The organism is Mesorhizobium sp. M4B.F.Ca.ET.203.01.1.1, from assembly GCF_004791025.1.
GTDB classification, from domain to species: domain Bacteria; phylum Pseudomonadota; class Alphaproteobacteria; order Rhizobiales; family Rhizobiaceae; genus Mesorhizobium; species Mesorhizobium abyssinicae.
This window is the reverse complement of record NZ_SRUO01000003.1, coordinates 230,100-246,760: the sequence shown is the minus strand read 5'-3', so window position 1 is coordinate 246,760 and position 16,661 is coordinate 230,100. Positions and strand designations below refer to the sequence as shown.

General features: G+C 66.0%; 19 protein-coding genes. 6 read left to right on the top strand and 13 right to left on the bottom strand.

What is annotated here, in order from left to right:
• Positions 1 to 16: 16 nt before the first annotated feature.
• A complete protein-coding gene (locus EN846_RS07960) occupies positions 17 to 724 on the top strand; it encodes an N-acetyltransferase (RefSeq protein WP_348630820.1) in 708 nt (235 codons plus the stop codon).
• A gap of 50 nt (positions 725 to 774) precedes the next feature.
• Here EN846_RS07960 and EN846_RS07955 read toward each other — a convergent pair whose 3' ends face one another.
• From EN846_RS07955 to EN846_RS07940, 4 genes are all read right to left on the bottom strand, one after another.
• Complete coding sequence (locus EN846_RS07955) at positions 775 to 1,059, bottom strand: SCP2 sterol-binding domain-containing protein (RefSeq protein ID WP_127310776.1); 285 nt, start codon at positions 1,057 to 1,059, stop codon at positions 775 to 777.
• A gap of 175 nt (positions 1,060 to 1,234) precedes the next feature.
• Complete coding sequence (locus EN846_RS07950; protein ID WP_127286090.1) at positions 1,235 to 1,759, bottom strand: hypothetical protein; 525 nt, start codon at positions 1,757 to 1,759, stop codon at positions 1,235 to 1,237.
• A gap of 34 nt (positions 1,760 to 1,793) precedes the next feature.
• The gene (locus tag EN846_RS07945; RefSeq protein WP_127392410.1) at positions 1,794 to 2,210 is read right to left on the bottom strand and encodes a hypothetical protein; all 417 of its coding nucleotides are present in this window, start codon (positions 2,208 to 2,210) and stop codon (positions 1,794 to 1,796) included.
• Positions 2,211 to 2,217: 7 nt separating this feature from the next.
• A complete protein-coding gene (locus tag EN846_RS07940) occupies positions 2,218 to 2,772 on the bottom strand; it encodes a rod-binding protein (protein ID WP_245493300.1) in 555 nt (184 codons plus the stop codon).
• 278 nt (positions 2,773 to 3,050) lie between these two features.
• Here EN846_RS07940 and EN846_RS07935 point away from each other — a divergent pair, with 278 nt between their 5' ends.
• Positions 3,051 to 3,638, top strand: coding sequence for a transglutaminase-like cysteine peptidase (locus EN846_RS07935; protein ID WP_127392409.1), 588 nt, complete (start codon positions 3,051 to 3,053; stop codon positions 3,636 to 3,638).
• Positions 3,639 to 3,680: 42 nt separating this feature from the next.
• Here the strand turns inward: EN846_RS07935 and EN846_RS07930 are convergent, their stop codons facing one another.
• Genes EN846_RS07930 through flhA form a run of 3 tightly spaced genes read right to left on the bottom strand, consistent with a single transcriptional unit; the run spans position 3,681 to position 6,905 of the window.
• A complete protein-coding gene (locus EN846_RS07930; protein ID WP_127310775.1) occupies positions 3,681 to 4,064 on the bottom strand; it encodes a hypothetical protein in 384 nt (127 codons plus the stop codon).
• A gap of 4 nt (positions 4,065 to 4,068) precedes the next feature.
• Positions 4,069 to 4,821: a flagellar biosynthetic protein FliR gene (fliR, locus tag EN846_RS07925; RefSeq protein WP_127392408.1), complete on the bottom strand. Its 753-nt coding sequence runs from the start codon at positions 4,819 to 4,821 to the stop codon at positions 4,069 to 4,071.
• The gene (gene flhA / locus EN846_RS07920; RefSeq protein ID WP_127392407.1) at positions 4,818 to 6,905 is read right to left on the bottom strand and encodes a flagellar biosynthesis protein FlhA; all 2,088 of its coding nucleotides are present in this window, start codon (positions 6,903 to 6,905) and stop codon (positions 4,818 to 4,820) included. The genes fliR and flhA overlap by 4 nt, the downstream gene beginning before the upstream one ends.
• A gap of 140 nt (positions 6,906 to 7,045) precedes the next feature.
• Here flhA and EN846_RS07915 point away from each other — a divergent pair, with 140 nt between their 5' ends.
• From EN846_RS07915 to EN846_RS07900, 4 genes are all read left to right on the top strand, one after another.
• Complete coding sequence (locus EN846_RS07915) at positions 7,046 to 7,345, top strand: putative quinol monooxygenase (protein WP_127392406.1); 300 nt, start codon at positions 7,046 to 7,048, stop codon at positions 7,343 to 7,345.
• A 146-nt stretch (positions 7,346 to 7,491) separates the two neighbouring features.
• Positions 7,492 to 9,273: a chloride channel protein gene (locus tag EN846_RS07910; RefSeq protein WP_127392405.1), complete on the top strand. Its 1,782-nt coding sequence runs from the start codon at positions 7,492 to 7,494 to the stop codon at positions 9,271 to 9,273.
• 95 nt (positions 9,274 to 9,368) lie between these two features.
• Entirely contained in the window at positions 9,369 to 10,754 is a 1,386-nt protein-coding gene (locus tag EN846_RS07905) for an FAD-binding oxidoreductase (protein WP_127392404.1), read from the top strand.
• A 117-nt stretch (positions 10,755 to 10,871) separates the two neighbouring features.
• Entirely contained in the window at positions 10,872 to 11,240 is a 369-nt protein-coding gene (locus EN846_RS07900; RefSeq protein ID WP_127392403.1) for a cupin domain-containing protein, read from the top strand.
• A gap of 29 nt (positions 11,241 to 11,269) precedes the next feature.
• On the opposite strand, the gene EN846_RS07895 is transcribed toward EN846_RS07900, so the two are convergent.
• The 6 genes from EN846_RS07895 to flaF all read right to left on the bottom strand — a co-directional run bounded on the left by EN846_RS07895 (position 11,270) and on the right by flaF (position 16,630).
• Positions 11,270 to 12,913, bottom strand: coding sequence for an MFS transporter (locus tag EN846_RS07895; RefSeq protein WP_128346275.1), 1,644 nt, complete (start codon positions 12,911 to 12,913; stop codon positions 11,270 to 11,272).
• A 211-nt stretch (positions 12,914 to 13,124) separates the two neighbouring features.
• Positions 13,125 to 14,996 carry an asparagine synthase (glutamine-hydrolyzing) gene (gene asnB, locus EN846_RS07890; protein WP_127393885.1) on the bottom strand — a complete coding sequence of 624 codons (1,872 nt, stop codon included), beginning with the start codon at positions 14,994 to 14,996 and terminating at the stop codon, positions 13,125 to 13,127.
• A gap of 150 nt (positions 14,997 to 15,146) precedes the next feature.
• The gene (gene fliQ, locus EN846_RS07885; protein ID WP_126058467.1) at positions 15,147 to 15,413 is read right to left on the bottom strand and encodes a flagellar biosynthesis protein FliQ; all 267 of its coding nucleotides are present in this window, start codon (positions 15,411 to 15,413) and stop codon (positions 15,147 to 15,149) included.
• A 22-nt stretch (positions 15,414 to 15,435) separates the two neighbouring features.
• Positions 15,436 to 15,843, bottom strand: a complete 408-nt coding sequence (gene flgD / locus EN846_RS07880; protein WP_127310921.1) for a flagellar hook assembly protein FlgD — start codon at positions 15,841 to 15,843, stop codon at positions 15,436 to 15,438.
• Positions 15,844 to 15,848: 5 nt separating this feature from the next.
• Positions 15,849 to 16,286, bottom strand: a complete 438-nt coding sequence (gene flbT / locus EN846_RS07875; RefSeq protein WP_127310922.1) for a flagellar biosynthesis repressor FlbT — start codon at positions 16,284 to 16,286, stop codon at positions 15,849 to 15,851.
• On the bottom strand, positions 16,283 to 16,630 hold the full coding sequence (flaF, locus tag EN846_RS07870; RefSeq protein WP_127286503.1) for a flagellar biosynthesis regulator FlaF: 348 nt from the start codon (positions 16,628 to 16,630) through the stop codon (positions 16,283 to 16,285). The genes flbT and flaF overlap by 4 nt, the downstream gene beginning before the upstream one ends.
• Positions 16,631 to 16,661 lie beyond the last annotated feature (31 nt).

The following is a 16,661-nucleotide window of genomic DNA, read 5'->3' as shown; positions in this document are numbered from 1 at the left end:
GTGAAGGATCGCGGACATGGACTACCTGATCAAATCGGCCATTGCGGACACCGACATTGCCCCCTCATCCGGCCCTTCGGATCAGCTCTTCTTCGCGGGGGAGAGGAGCCCGATGGCAGCGCTTGCGCCCTCCCTTGCCCAATGGGCACAGGCTGGCTCGCGCGGCGAGCCGGGTGAGGGGGCCTCACAGGCTCCGGCATTCGCCATCGTGGCCGAAAGCGCCGGCGATATCGAAGCGCGCGAGGACCTGCTCGACCGTGCCATGGGGCCTGGGCGGCGCAGGAAGTCGTCGGAGAAGTTGCGGCGCGGCCGCCGGCCGTCGGAAGGCCTGGCCTTCGTCGCGCGCGATGCCTCGGGCGCGGTGCTCGCCACCGTGCGGCTCTGGGATGTGAGCTTGAGCGAGGGCGGTGCGGCGGCACTGCTGCTTGGCCCGCTGGCCGTCGATCCCGCGCTCAAGGGCGCCGGTATCGGCTCGGCGCTGATGCGCCATGCTGTCGCCGAGGCGGCGCGCCTCGGCCATGGCGCGATCCTGCTCGTCGGCGATGCGCCCTACTATGGGCGCTTCGGCTTCTCGGCGGCGAAGACCGGCGCGCTGGCGATGCCCGGCCCCTATGAGCGGCACCGGCTGCTGGCGCTGGAGCTGGTGGAAGGCGTGCTCGACGGCGCGCGCGGCACGCTGAAGGCTGCCGGGCGCAAGCTCAAGTCGCTGCCACTGGTGGCCTGAGACAGAAACGCCGCCCACGGGGCGGCGTTTTGCTTGGTTTTTCGAGAAGGTCAGCCGAGCAACTGGCTGAGCGCCATGGCGACGGTCATGTCGCCCTCGATCTTTATCTTGCCGGACATGAAGGCCATGGTCGGGTTGAGGTCGCCGGCGATCAGCGAATCCAGATCGTCGAGCGAAAGCTTGACGGTGCAGTCGGTCGGCGCGTCGGTGGTCGAAACGCTGGCGCCGTCGATGACGATGACGCCGTCGCTGCCGGTATCGAACTTCACCGAATGCTCGAAGCCCGCGCTTGCCACGCGCGACTTGATCCTGTCGGCAATCTCCTGAACGCTCACGGCGGTTCTCCTCATCTCGTTGCGTTTGATGCGCGGCGGCGCTTTGCCCGGCGCATGTCGCGATCACGGTCGCTGACGCATATAGCTTCGCATTGACGTTTACGTCAACGTGGTGGCGATGCGTCATCTCGCATCACCTCGGCAGAGCGGTAGGCCGCCGTGCCTCGGCGGGCGATCAATGCTCCGCCTGGAAAGGCTTGGTCATTGCTTGCGCGGTCTCGCCGGCATTCTTGCGGCGGCGCAGCGCGTTGTCGCGGATCTCGTCCTTGGACAGGAAGTTGACCTGGTCGACCAGGACGTCGTGCACCAGCTCGACCCCGACGCGGGCGTTGATGGTGTCGTGGATCGCCTTGCGGAAAGTATCGAGATCGATCGTGTCCTTCTTGGTGAAATCGATCTGCGGGTTGGAATAGAGATAGGAATAGACCTGGTCGGTGATCAGCGCCTGCGCCGGGATCGACAGTTTCTTTATCTGCTCGGGCTCGACCGTGTAGACGAGCTTGGTGAGAAAATAGCCGTCGATCCTGCCGTCGCGGATCAAGGGCACCGAGATGATGTCGGTCTTGACGTAGTCGAGGCCGCCCAGCATCGGCTTCGGCGTCTCGCCGACGCCGGCCTTGCCGGCCGCCTGGAACGAATAGAACACGGCGCCGAGCGTCGCTGCGCAGATCCAGATCGCGGCGGCGATGAACTTGATCACCGGTCGTTCCCTCGCATGGGCCTCGCGGCCGAAGTCATGCCCGGGCCCAGCCGAATTCGCGGGCCGAATAGGTGCCGTCGGCCTCGGCGCGCTGGATGGCGTTCTTCAAGAGATTGGCGACCTCGTTGACGGCGTTGAGATGGGCAAGGATCGCCGCCTCGTTCTTGGCCAGCTTCTGGCGCAGCCGCGCCAGCCCCTCGCGATGCTGCTCCAGGAATTCGATCTCGTTGGCGCCCTTCATGGCGCGGGTCAACTCATAGAGGTAGCGGCTCTTGCGGGCGTTGGAGGCCTTGAGGTCGTAACCTGTGCTGGCGCGGATGCCCGCTGTCTCCTCGTCGACCGCTTCCTCGATGCGGCCGATGATGGCGGCGAGGTTTCCAGGTCGCGCGAACTGGACGGGCGCTTCCGAGGTCCGCGCCGGCAGGTTGGAGAGTTCGGATTGGTCGGCCATGAGGATCCTAAATTTTCGTCTCGGTTTCTATGGTCGTGTCGTCGCCGGTCATCGACCGCGCGGCCTGGCGCTGCAGCTCCTGCACCATCGAGGTCGACAGCCGGGTCTGCTGGTCGATCTCGGTCTTTTCCGGCCCACCCGAAACCGGGCCGACAGGCACGGTGCGCTTGCCGTCCATGTAGTGGTCGGCAAGCAGCGACCTGGCGATGCCGATGCCGCCGCGCGCGGCCATCGCATTGGCCATCTGCTCGGCCATCTGCGATTTCCACATGTCGCCGGCGAGGCCCTTGCCGTAAACGCCCTCGGTGTCCTTGGGCATCATGTTCTGGATGAAGGTCTGCAGCACCATCGCCTCGAAGCGCTGGAACTTCTTCTCCGGATTTGCCGCCTCGGCCTTGTCCGCCGTGGCGCGGGAAAGCATGGTGCCGGTCGTGGCGACCGAAAACGCGTCGGAGGCGCCGTCGGTGCGTTTCGCCAGTGCGGCCCGCGCGGCCTCGACATCCGTCGGCTCGGCGGCGCGGGCAACGTCCAGAACGATGTCGCTGGGTGGAGAGATTGCCAAAAAAGTCCGCCTCTTGCCGATTTTCGTGGCACGGACAATGGCGCAACAAGCTTGCGGCAGGCTTGCGGAGAGCGAGGCGACGCGATCGGCGCCGGACCGATACGCGGTCGGCGAGAATCCCTCTGCCGGCCAACGCCGCGACACGGCTTCAAGTCTTATTTTTCGAAGTATTAATACGTTAACGGCGCTGCCTCGCTAACGGCCAAATTGGGCAGTTTAGAAACCGCTCATTAACCCGCTCCCCTCATCCTCAAGTCCACGCACTGGAGACGTTGATCGTGAAACGCGATGTCGCGCTGATCGCATTCTTGCTGTCGCTTGCCTGCCCGTTCGCCTCGCAGGCCGGGACGATCATGGAAACCAGCGGCAAGGCGTTCGCGCCGCCTGCCTTCTTTTCGTTCTGCAGTCGCCAACCCAGCCTGTGCAGCACCGCCGGGGGAAGGAAGGTCGTTGCCCTGCAGCCGGGACTGAGTTCCGAATTGAAGCAGGTGAACCGCTCGGTCAATTCGCGCATAACAGAGCTCAGCGACCAGGCCACCGTCGGCAAGGAAGACGACTGGCGCGTGCCGACCGTCTCCGGCGATTGCGAGGACATCGCGATCCTGAAGAAGCTCGAACTGATGAAGCGCGGCTGGCCGGCTTCGGCGCTGCTGCTGACCGTGGCAAGCTATCACGGCGAAGGGCATACGGTGCTGACGGTGCGCACCAGCGAGGGCGACCTGGTGCTCGACAATCTCACCAACTCCGTCCGCGACTGGTCCAGCACCCCATACAGCTATTTCGCCCGGCAGGCGCAGGGCAATGGCAAGCGCTGGGAACGGATCGGTGCAGCCAGGCCGGTCAAGGCCACCGCGACGGGCGGCTGACGCTTCTCAGGGCGCCGTCCAGCGCCAAGGCGGAAGCCACCGCTATTCCTGTTCCCGTTTCTGGGCGATCAGATCAAGCCGCTCGCGGTCGGAGCGTTCGCGCTCGTCGCGGCGGCGCACGTCCTTGTAGGCGCGCTCGACCATGTTGGTGCGTGCAGTCGCCGTGGCGATGAGGCCCGCTTCCTGCCTGGCACTTTCCAGGCTGGCCTCCTGGCGCACCAGGGCGTTGGCGATGCGGCGATGGTAGAGGTCGGGGAACAGGCCGGCCAGCGACTGGTCCGCGTCGAAATGCTCGACCAGTTCCCTTGCCTCGGCCTCGGCGGTTCCCGCCGCCGCCACGAATGTCGCATGGCGCGTCTCGTGCAGAGCCTTCAGCTGCTCCTGCACCTTGACCAGTTTCCGCAATCGCTCCTTGCGCGTGGTCATCGCTTCACCGGGCGAGCGTCAGGTCGACAAAGCCATCGACGAACAGCGACAGCAAGGTGCCGATGGCGAAATAGAAGATGATCAGCCCGCCGGCGATGACGAAGGGCAGCGAGATGAAATAGACCGGGATCTGCGGCGTCAGCTTGTTGACGAAGCCGATGGTCAGGTTGACGAGGATGGCATAGGCCACGAAGGGGCTGCCGAGGCGGATGACCAGGAAGAAGGCGTCCGACACCGTGTCGGTGACATCGACCAGCGCTGCCTGCGGGTTGAAGAAGACATTGACCGGCGCGACCGCATAGGAGGCGACCAGGGCGCGTACGATCTCGTGGTCGAAATCGAAGACGAAGAGCAGCAGCAGCGCCGAGAACGAGATGATGGCGGCAAGCGCCGCCTGCGGTTCCGGCTCCTCGATCGCCGGCCCGCCCGAGCCGCCATAGCCGATCAGCATGGCGATGGCCGAGCCGATGAAGCGCAACGCCTCCATGTAGAGCCTTGTCATGGCGCCGATCAGCCCGCCGACCAAAAGCTCGGAGACGATCATCGGCGCCAGGATCTGCGGACGCGGATCGACATAGGGGTAGATCCGGTCCCAGAGGAAGGCGAGCAGGCCGCCGGTGGCGGCGACCGACACGAACAGCCGCACCTGGATCGGCACGCGGGCGCTCGACAGGCCCGGCATCAGCATGAAGCAGGCGCCGATGCGGCAGAAGGCGAGGAAGGCGGCGATGACGACGCCTTGCGAGAGCGCGCTCACGAGATCGTCCCGAGCACCTTGATCTCGACGCCTTTGGCGATCTCGACATGGGAGAGAACGGGGAGCGTCGTGAACAGGCGCTCGATGATCATGCGCACATAGGGCCGCGCGTCGGGCGCGGTGACGAGGACAAAGCGCTCGCCAGCTTCGAGATGCTTGCGGATCGCCTTGGTCGCATCCTGGCCGAATTCCTCGAGCTGGCGCGGGTCGATGTCGAACTCGCGCACCTCGCCCTTGGCGTCGCGCTTGAGGCTCTGGTGGAAGGCTAGGTCCCAGCGGTTGCCGAGGCGCAGCACCTTGAGCATGCCGCCCTCGGAAAGATCGCCGCAGATCTGCTGCGCCATGCGGATGCGGACGTGCTCGACGATCTGCTCGGTGCGCCGCACATGCGGCGCGATCTCGGCGATGGCCTCGATGATCAGATGCAGGTTGCGGATCGAGACGCGCTCGGCGAGCAGAAGCTTCAACACTGCCTGCAGGCCGGGATAGGAGATGTGCGAGGTGCAGATCTCGTCGGCGAGCTTGCGGTACTCCGGGTCCTGTCTTTCGAGCAGCGCCTTCATGTCCTTGTAAGAGAGCAACTGCGGCAGGTTGTTGCGGATCACCTCGGAGAGGTGGGTGAGCAGCACCGACATGTTGTCGGCATAGGTGTAGCTCTCGCGCTTGAGGTCCTCGGCGAAGGTCTCCAGCACCGAGAAGGCGCGCATGCCGAAGGCCGGCTCGCGGATCTCCTCGCCGGGCAGGTCCGGCACGTCGCGGGTGCCGAGCAGCACCATGATCTCGCCGACGCGCATCTGGTACTCGGCGACGACAGTGCCGTGGACCTTGATCTGGTAACTCTTCGGCGGGATGGCGAAGTCGTCGGCGACGCGCACTTCGGGCACGACGAAGCCGTATTGCTGGGCGAATTTCTTGCGCATCTTGGCCATGCGGAAGACCAGCTCCTGATGCGACACCAGCAGGCGCGTCGACAGCTGCTTGCCGATCAAGAGCTCGATCTCGGCGGTGGCAAGCGAGGCCTTGACCGAGTTCTTCTCCTCCTCGGCCTTTTTCGCCTTCTCCTCGTCCTTCAACGCCGCGGCGGCGGCCATGGCGCGGTTGTGGCGCAACGGGATGACGTAGCCGAGACCAGCCATGCCGCCGGCAAGGGCAAAGAACGGGAACAGCGGCAGGCCGGGCATGAGGCAGAGGATGACCAGCAGGAAGGCGGCGACATAGAGCGCGCGCGGGTGTGCGCCAAGCTGGCCGAACACGGCCTGGTTGGCCGAGCCGCGGGTGCCGCCCTTGGAGACCAGCATGCCGGCGGCGAGCGAGACGATCAGCGCCGGAATCTGGGTGACGAGACCATCGCCGACCGACAGCTTGATGAACACGTCGGCGGCTTCGCCCATGCCCATGCCGTGGCGGATGTAGCCGATGGCGATGCCGCCGACGATGTTGATGGCGGTGATGATGAGGCCGGCGATGGCGTCGCCGCGCACGAATTTCGAGGCGCCGTCCATCGAGCCGAAGAAGGAGGATTCCTCTTCCAGCTCGCGGCGGCGCAACTGCGCCGTCTTCTCGTCGATCATGCCGGCGGAAAGGTCGGCGTCGATCGACATCTGCTTGCCGGGAATGGCATCGAGGGTGAAGCGGGCGCCGACCTCGGCGATACGGGTGGCGCCCTTGGTGATGACGATGAAGTTCACCACGATCAGGATCAGGAAGACAATCAGGCCGATGACGAAGTCGCTCGACATCACCAGCTTCGAGAAGCCCGAAATGACATAGCCGGCCGCGTGCGTGCCTTCATTGCCGTGCGACAGGATCATGCGCGTGGTGGCGATGTTGAGCGACAGCCTGAGCATGGTGGCGATCAGCAGCACGGTCGGGAAGGAGGAGAAGTCGAGCGGCCGCTGGATCCACAGCGCCACCATCAGGATCAGCACCGACAGCGCGATCGAGAAGGCGAGGCCGATGTCGATGAGGAAGGCCGGGATCGGCAGGAACAGCACGGCCAGGATGATGACGATGCCCAGCGCGAAGAAGACGTCGCGGCCGTTCTTGGCCGCCAGGCCCGCCGGGATTGTTTCGCTGATCGCCATATCGTCCTCAAGTCTCCAGCCCGCCGAACGCGCGGCAGCCTTTCGAGCCTAACCGGCCAAGCTTGCGCGAAGGTGGGAGACTGGCTACTGCCGATGGCGCGGCATCCTCAGCCGCGGGCAACCTTCAGAAGGGGACCGGCATGCTCGTGATCATCGGCACCATCCGCTTGCCGGCGCACAGGCTGGACGAGGCAAGGCCGGCCATGCAGACGATGGTTTCGGCGAGCCGCGCCGAGCCGGGCTGCCTCGAATATTCCTACGCGCAGGATGTCCTCGACGCCGGGCTGATCCGCGTCACGGAGGTGTGGAGCGACAGGGCCGCGCTCGAGGCGCATTTCCGCTCGCCGCACATCGCCGACTGGCGATCGAGCTGGGCGGCGCTCGGCATCGGCGACCGCAAGCTCGTGCTCTACGAAGCCGGCGACGCCAGGCCGACCTGACAGAGCAGCCTGCATCGATATCGTCGCGATTGCCGCAGCGCCAAAATGGCGCCACATGCAGTCGGCATTGCAATTGCCACGCAATGCCGCCGGGCGTATCAGGCCGGCAGCTCTCCATTCCCTTCGGATATCGGCCAACCGCTCCGATGACTGCCACAAACCACAGCCAAGTCTATGCCCGCCGGCTGCGCGCGGTGCTGATCCGATCGATCCCGCTGCTCGAGGCCCGCGGCATCGTCATCGTCGTGCTTGCGGGTGTCGTCGGGGTGATGTCGGGCGCGCTGGTCACCGGCATGAGCGAACTGGTGCAGGGCATGCACTGGCTGCTTTACGGCGTGCAGCCGGGCGGCCGGCTGTCGGCGATGTTTTCGCTGGCAAGCCCGGTGCAGGCGATGATCCCGGCGATCGGCGGCATCCTGCTTGGGCTGAGCGTGATCTGGCTCAGGAAGCGCAAGTTCCGCACTCCGGTCGATCCGATCGAGGCCAACGCGCTCTATGGCGGGCGTATGTCGCTCACCGACACGTTCATCATCGTCGGGCAGACGGTGCTGTCCAGCGGCTTCGGCGCCTCGGTCGGGCTGGAGGCCGGCTATACGCAGGTCGGCTCTGGTCTGGCGTCGCGGCTGGCGCGCGCCTTCAGGCTGCGCCGCAACGACGTGCGCATCCTCGTCGGCTGCGGCGCCGCCGGTGCCATCGCCGCCGCCTTCGACGCGCCGCTGACCGGCGCTTTCTACGGCTTCGAGCTGATCATCGGCATCTATTCGGTCGCCAATGTCGCGCCGGTGATGACGGCGGCCATCTGCGCCTCGCTGACGGCGGAAGTGTTTGGCGTCGTGCCGTTTCCGCTGGAACTGTCCGGCCTGCCCGCGCTGACCGCCAGCCAGTACATCCCATTCCTGCTGCTCGGCCTGCTCGGCGGTGCGGCCTCGATCGCCATCATGCACCTGGTCAGCCTGATCGAGCACGGCTTTGCCCGGCTGTCGGTCGATGCGTCGCTGCGGCCCTTCATCGGCGGCATCCTTGTCGGGCTGCTCGGGCTGGTGACGCCGCAGGTGCTGTCCAGCGGCCATGGCGCGCTGCATCGCGAGTTCGCGATGAACTATGGGCTTGGCGTCGTTGCCAGCGTCTTCGTGCTGAAGCTGGCGGCCTCGGCGATCTCGCTCGGCTCGGGGTTTCGCGGCGGCCTGTTCTTCGCCTCGCTGTTCCTCGGCGCGCTGCTCGGCAAGGTCTTCGCCGGCGTGATGGCATTCGCCTCGCCGGCGACCGGCATCGATCCGGCGGTCGCCGCCGTCGTTGGCATGACCTCGCTCGCCGTCGGCGTCGTCGGCGCGCCGCTGACGATGACCTTCCTGGCGCTGGAATCGACGCGCGACCTGACGCTCACCGGCGTCGTGCTGGCGGCGTCGCTCATGGCGGCGATGCTGGTGCGCGAGACCTTCGGCTATTCGTTCTCGACCTGGCGTTTCCACCTGCGCGGCGAGACCATCCGCAGCGCCCACGACGTCGGCTGGATGCGCAGCCTCACGGCCGGCTCGATGATGCGCAAGGATGTCCGCACCATCGATGCTGCGACGACGCTCGGCGCCTTCCGCAAGGCGGTGCCGCTGGGCTCGGCGCAGCGCGTCATCGCGGTGGATGAGGGCCAGCACTATGTCGGCGTGCTGATCGTGGCGGAACTGCACAGCGAGGTTTCGGATGGCGAGACGCCGGTGCGCGCACTCGCCCGGTTCAAGGACGCCGTGCTGGTGCCTTCCATGAACGTCCAGACGGCGGCCGAAACCTTCCAGCGCGCCGGTGCCGAGGAACTGGCCGTGGTCGAGGATTTCGCCGATCGCGTCGTGCTTGGCCTTTTGACCGAAAGCCATCTGATGCGGCGCTATGCCGAGGAACTCGACAAAGCGCGACGGGACCTCTCCGGCGAAGGCTAGCGGCTTTCGCCGGCGCCTGCAATGATCAGGCTGACGACAGCACAGCAGACACGACGCCCACCTGATCCCTTCACCCTCCCTCCGGAAATTCTCCCATGCAAGCCAAGCGCAACGGCGACATATCGTTCTGGTATGCGGATATCGGCGGGGTTCCCGCGCCGCGGCCGCCCTTGCCCGGCGATATCGAGGCCGATGTCGCCATCGTTGGCGCAGGCTACACCGGCCTGTGGACCGCCTACTATTTGAAGAAGGCGAGACCGTCGCTGCGCATCGCGCTGATCGAGCGCGAATTCGCCGGCTTCGGCGCGTCGGGCCGCAATGGCGGCTGGCTGTCGGGCGGCTTCACCTGGTCGCGCGAGAAATATCTCAAGACCTCGACCCGGCAAGGTGTCAGCGCCATGCAGGCGGCGATGGTCGGCTGCGTCGACGAGGTGATCCGGGTGGCGGCCGCCGAAGGGATCGATGCCGACATTCGCCGCGTCGACAATCTGACGGTGGCCACCAACCCGGCGCAGCTCGAACGCGCCCGCGAGGAGTGCGAGACGATCCGCGCTTGGGACGTCGATCCGAACCGCGTCGAGATGCTCGATCAAGCGGCGACGCGGGCGCGCATCAATGTCCGCGACGTCCTTGGCGGCTTCGTCGTCCATGGCCAGGCGCGGGTGCAGCCGGCCAAGCTGGTGCGCGGCCTTGCCGCCGCCGTCGAGCGGCTGGGTGTGCCGATCTACGAGCAGACGACGGTGACCGCCACCGCCAAGGGCTGCGTGACGACCAACCGCGGCACGGTGCGAGCGGAAACCATCATCCGCGCCACCGAGGGTTTTACCGCCGGCATTCCCGGCGAGGAACGGACCTGGCTGGCGCTCAACAGCGCGCAGATCGTGACCGAGCCGCTGTCGCCTGAACTGTGGCGCGCGATCGGCTGGGAAGGGCATGAGCTGCTCGGCAGCGCCGCCCATGCCTATTGCTATGCCCAGCGCACGCGCGAGGGGCGCATCACCATGGGCGGGCGCGGCGTGCCCTATCGCTACGGCTCGCGCACCGACGTCAACGGCCAGACGCAGCAGGCGACGATCGACCAGCTGCATCAGATCCTGACGACGCTGCTGCCGCAGACGGCGGGCTGCCGCATCGAGCATGCCTGGTGCGGCGTGCTCGGCGTGCCGCGCGATTGGTGCACGACGGTTGGCCTCGACCCGACGACCCGCATCGGCTGGGCCGGCGGCTATGTCGGGCTGGGTGTCTCCAGCTCCAATCTTTCGGGGCGCACGCTCGCCGACCTGATCCTCGGCCAGGACACGGAACTGACGCGCCTGCCCTGGGTCAACCGCAAGGTGCGGCGCTGGGAGCCGGAGCCCTTCCGCTGGCTCGGCGTCCATTCGATGTACCAGCTCTACCATCTCGCCGATCGCCGCGAAGCCGCCGGGCTTTCGCACACCTCGAAGCTTGCCGCCCTGGCCGACGCCATCACCGGCCACTAGAGCAGTTCCCCGTTTCACGGAAACGGCGGCCTGCTCTAACTCATTGTTTTGACGCAATTCCGGACGGAAAACCGTTCACACTTTTCCTGGAATTGCTCTATTGCGGATCAGCATTTCATGGAGCCCAATTTGATCGATCTTTCGACTTTCCACGACCTCGCCACGGCCGATATCGGGGCGTTCTCGCCGAAGCCGACCTCCATCGAAGGCGACCAGGTCGAGGCGGTGCGCTCGTTCTTCCAATCGCCGGACGGGACCGTCGATATCGGCATCTGGGAATGCACGCCGGGCCGCTTCACCGCCGATCGTTCAGGCTCGTCGGAGATTTGCCACATCATCTCGCGCCGGGTCGAAGTAGCGCGCGCCGATGGCGAAAGGCGTGAACTCGGTCCGGGCGATCTGCTCGTCCTGCCGCAAGGCTGGAAGGGCGAATGGCTGATCAGGGAGACCACACGCAAGCTCTATATGATCCAGAGCGCCCCCTGATCGCAGGCGACGACCGATCCCGAACCGGGTCAGTGCTCGATCGGCCCCCTCGGTGAGACCAAGGCGGTGCCGGCGGTGGTCGGCCGCTCGATCATGCGGCGCACATGCGGCGGTTCCCCGCCGCTGTGCAATGCCCGGATGCGTTCGCCGACGACGGCGTCGGCATGGGTCGCCCGCCTGTTGTGGCGGATATACTCCAGCCAGGTCGGCGTGTGGTAATGCTCGATCCACACGGATGGATTTTCCAGGTCGCGCGCCAGTGTCCAGTTGCGGGCGCCGTCACGGCGGCGGATGCGGCCGCGCTCGGCCATGGTGGCGAGGAACTCCGGCACGTCCTCGTCGCGAATGATGTACTCGATCATGATGGCGATCGGGCCGCTGCGCGGCTTGAGGTCGAGCCCCAGATGCGGCTCCTTGAAGCGGTTGAGCGGATCGAGGTTGAGCACCGCATGCTGCGGCAAGGGCAGGACGAGGCCGATGGCGCCACCCGCCAGCATGGTGATGCTGGCCGCGATCAGCGCGGTCTCGGCGCCATGCGAGTCGGCGACGACGCCCCAGACCCAGCTGCCCAGCGCGATGCCGCCGAAGGTCGCCGTCTGGTAGACCGAGAGCACCCGGCCGACCACCCAGCGCGGTGTCGACATCTGCACCGTGACGTTGAAATGCGACAGCGCGAGCACCCAGCAGGCGCCGCCGATGAGCAGGCCGAGAGCGGTCTGCCAGGCGTGAAGGCTGACGGCGGCGTTGAGGGCGCAGACGGCGAAGCCGCCAAAGGCCATGCGCACCATCGTCTCCGAGGACAGCAACTGCCTCAGCCGCACGCTGATCAGCGCGCCGCCGACGGCGCCGATGCCGAAGGCGCCGAGCATGATGCCGTAAGTCAAGGCATCGCCCTTGACGACATCGCGCGCCACCAGCGGAAGAAGCGCCAGCACCGCGCCGGCGCTGAAGCCGAAGGCCGAGCCCCGGACCAGCACCTTGCCGATGTTGGGCGACATTGCGACATAGCGCAGGCCGGCGCCCATCGCCGCGCCAAGCGTCTCGCGCGGCAAGGTCTGCGCCGGTATCTCCGGCTTCCAGCGAAACAGCACGATGATCAGGCCGATATAGCTCAGCGCATTGGCGGCGAAGGCCGCGGCGGCGCCCGCTGCGGCGACGATGACGCCGCCGATCGCCGGGCCGACGCTGCGCGTCAGGTTGAAGCCCATCGAGTTCAGCGCGACGGCCGCCGGCACCTTGGAACGCGGCACCATGTCGCCGACCGAGGCTTGCCATGACGGGCTGTTCAGCGCCGTGCCGCTGTCGATCAGGAAGGTGAAGGCGAGCAGCGTCCACGGCGTGATCAGGCCGAACCAGGTGAACAGCGTCAGCAGCGCCGAGACGACCAGCATGAAGGTCTGCGCCACCAGCATCACCTTGCGCCGGTTGAAGCTGTCGGCGATGGCGCCGGCGACCAGCGCGAACAGCATGATCGGCAGCGTGGTCGAGGCCTGGACCAGCGCCACCTGGTAGGACGAGGTGGCGATCGTGGTCATCATCCAGGCGGCGCCGACGCCCTGGATGAGACCGCCGAAATTCGACACCAGGCTGGCCGACCAAACGGCCCGGAAGATGCCGTGGCTGAACGGCGCCAGCGCCGAGACGCGTTCGCTGTCCGGCTCGTCATCGATCATCCGCGCTGTCCCGCTTCACACGCCGTTGGCCTGCCGCCGCGGCTGTCCTCTCCGGAGATGGAGCATGGCGACGCGGGGCGGACCGTTGCTTGAAAAAGATTATGCTCCAACAACAGGATAGCGAGGCAAAAATGCGTCGTTACGCGGCTAAGCCAATGGTCTGGCCGCCTTGGACCAACCGCCCGCCGGGCGTACGGTTGGGCCGAACCGCTTAACCAGACGCTTCTGCGGCCGCGGCATGCAGCGCATGGGTGAGGTTGCCCGCCGTTTCGCCGCCGGCATGAAGGCGCAGGAACAGTTCCATGCCGACGAGGCGTAGTCGCGAGGCTTCGTCGCGCCTCGCCAGGTCGACAAGGTCCTCGACGGCGGCGGCGGGCCATTTCAGCGCGTCGCGCAGATAGCCGCCGCGCAGCAGGCCCTGGCTGCCCTGGGTGAAGCCGGACGAGATTTCGAAACCCTTCTTCGGTGCGTAGACGTTCTCGCGCGGCAGGTGCTTTTCGGCGACCTTCTTCAATAGCCACTTGCCGGTCTTGCCGCGCAATTTCTGACGCCTCGGCAGATGGATCGCGAAGTCGATCAGCCGGTTTTCGATGAAGGGAACCCTGAGCTCGACCGATGCCGCCATGCTCAGCCGGTCATGCCGGTTAAGCAGGTCCTGCAAATGCGAATAGAGATCGTAGAGACAGCATCCAAGGAAGGCGCGATCGCCGAGCGGCGTCACCGGTTCGAGCCGGTCGAAGATCCTGGTCTGCAGGAAATTGAGCTCTGGCGATAGCGACCTCAGCACGAGATTGCGCTCCGAGGCCGAGCTGTTGCCGGTCGATGTCTTGAATGGCGCATGGCGCAGGCGCCCGAACTTGCGATCGAGCCAGCGCTTCGAGCGGAACAGCCGTCCCGGCCAAGACCATGCCTGCCAGGCCCGCATGCTTTCGGCCTGCCATTTGTAACCGCCGAAGAGTTCGTCGGCACCTTCGCCGGTCAGCAGCACCTTGACGCCGTCGGCCCGGCATTGCTCGGCCAGCGCCAGAAGCCCGACATGGCTTGCGTGCCAGCCGTCGCTCTCAAGGTGCCAGACCGCTTTCGGCCAGAGCTCGAAGAACCGGTCCCTGTCGACCGGCACCCGGCGCAGCGGGACGCCGGCGCGGCGGCCGGTCCGTTCGGCGTTCTCCGCCTCGCTGCGGCCAAGCCGGGGGTCGACGACATAGCCGTGGATTTCCGGCCTGAAGCGCTTCGACAGCGCTGTAATCAGACCGGAATCGACGCCGCTGCTGCAGGCCGTGGCGATGCTGGCGTCGGCGATGCAATGGATATCGATGCTGTCTTCGATCAGCGCTTCGAGCTTCGCCATATGCTCGTCGTCGGAGATGCGGTCGCCGGTGATGCGCGCCGCCTCCAGCACATCGAGGACGTGCCAGAAACAGCGCTTCTCGATGCCGGCGTCGGTGATCTTCCAGAGGCCCGCCGGCGGCAGGCGTTCGATGCCGTCGAACAGGCTGAAGCTCGAATCGCGGTGCTGCCAGGCAAGCCGCAAGGTGATCTCGCGCGCGTCGATGCGGCGGCCAAAACCGTCGCTGGCGAGGATCCCCTTGTCCTCGGAAGCGAACAGGATCCGCTCGGCCGTCTCGGCCACCGCCATAGGCTTGATGCCGAGGCGGTCGCGGGCGAGCCACAGGGCGTTGTCGCGCGCGTCGAAGTAGGCAAAGGAAAACATGCCGTCGAACAGCGGCACCGCCTTTTCAGGACCCCAATGATGCAAGGCCTGCAGAACCACTTCGGTGTCGGAGACGCTGCGGAAAATACAGCCTTCCGCCTCGAGCGTCTGGCGCAGCGAGCGGTAGTTGTAGACCTCGCCATTGTAGGCGAGCACGCCCTTGCCGCATGCGGTCAGCATCGGCTCGCGGGCGGCGGGAGAGGGATCGATGATGGCAAGCCGGCGGTGACCCAGGGCGAGCCGGCTGCTGCTCCAGCTGTCATGGTCGTCCGACCCGCGATGCGCCAGCGCCTGCATCATGCGGGCGATGTCCGACAGGTCGCCGGCGCCGATCGGGTCCCGCTTTCGCCAGACGCCGGCTATTCCGCACATGGCCTGCCGGCCGGTTTAGTCTGCCCCATGATTTTTCGAACACCGCCTGAGACCAGTGGCGCCCACGCCGCGCAATTCACAATCTAGCCGCTACCGGGCTGCCCGCAAGCCGTCAGGAGAGCGCAAGGAACAGGCACTCCGCGTTCCGCGTCAGAAGCCGTGCTCGATGCGCTCGAAGATGACGTTGGTGAAGGCCGATATCTGACCGCCGATGAATGGGCCGGTCAGCGCCACCACCAGCATGATGGCGACGATCTTCGGCACGAAGGTCAGCGTGATTTCCTGGATCTGGGTCAGCGCCTGGATCAGCGCGATGCCGATGCCGACCGCCATCGCCACCAGCACCACCGGCGCGGAAGCGGTCAGCACCGTCCACACCGCGTATTGGACGATATCGAGGGCGTCGGCCTCGTTCATGGGTCGTGACCGAGCCTGTCGCCTAGCTCGCCGCCTTGACCGAAACGCCCGAGGTGACGGGAACTTCGGTGCCGTTCTGCAGCACCGCGATGAGGCCGCTGCTGGCCAGGCGCACGGAGGCCACCGTGCCCGTCGTCTTGCCGTCGGCGGAGGTGATCGAGCGGCCGATCAGGGCATCGGCCTGCGACAGGGCCGAGGACTGCATGATCTGGTCGAGCTTGGTGTTGGTCTGCACCGATTGCTCGACCTGCGAGAAGGTGGCGAGCTGGGCGACGTACTGTGTCGAGTCCATCGGCTTGGTCGGATCCTGGTTCTTCATCTCGGCGATGAGGAGCTTCAGGAACGACTGGTAGTCGACCGCGGTCTTCGAGGTCGACGTGGTGGTCGAGTTGGCACCGGTCGGTATGGTGGTCGTCATGTCCACGGTCATCGGCATCAAGCTCCTACGGCCAGCGGGCGCGCCGCGCCCGGAATATCGTCATTGCCGCCAAGCGCGCGGCGTTCGAGCGGATAGAGCGCGCGGATCGCCTTCAGTGCCTCATAGACATGGTCCTCGCCGACCATGCGGTCGATCTGCTTCAGCGCGCTGCAAATCTCACCGTCCTCGAAGCTCGCCAGCAGCATGGGCAGCGAGCGGCGGAACATGTCGCGCGCCTCGGAGGCGCTCGCCGGGTTCATCAGCATGACCTGCAGGATGAAATAGAGCTGCCTGAGCGGGGTCGACGCCTGATCGGCCTGGATGACGTGGCTTTCGAGCAGGAACTGGACGTCGTTCATCAGCTCGATTGTGACCTTGCGGTCGACGCGGATGACGGCGCCGTTGATGTAGATCTTCTCGTTCGGCTTCAGCGATATCTTCAGCGTGTTGGTCATTGGATGCCGTCCCGGATGATCTGGGAGACCTCGATCAGGCCTTCGAAATTGTTGGTGCGGCCCTGGCGGATGTCCTCGGCCTCGCGCAGCAGCCACAGGCCGATGGAGATCAGGTTGGCGCGCAGCTCCTTGGGCAAGGCGTTGTCGCTGGAGCCGAGATCCTCGACGAAGGTGGTCCAGATGCGGTTGGTGAAGTGCAGCGCCTCGATCGCTTCCATGGAATCCTGCCCGACTGCGGCCGCGGCCGACAGCATGTCGATCGAGCGGGTGAGCAATTCCCGCTCGCGGTCCTTGGCGTCGGAGACGGAGTCGGTCTGGATGTCGGCGTAGGAGAATTGATACATCGTCGGGGCTCTGCCGTTCCGGTGGAAGTTT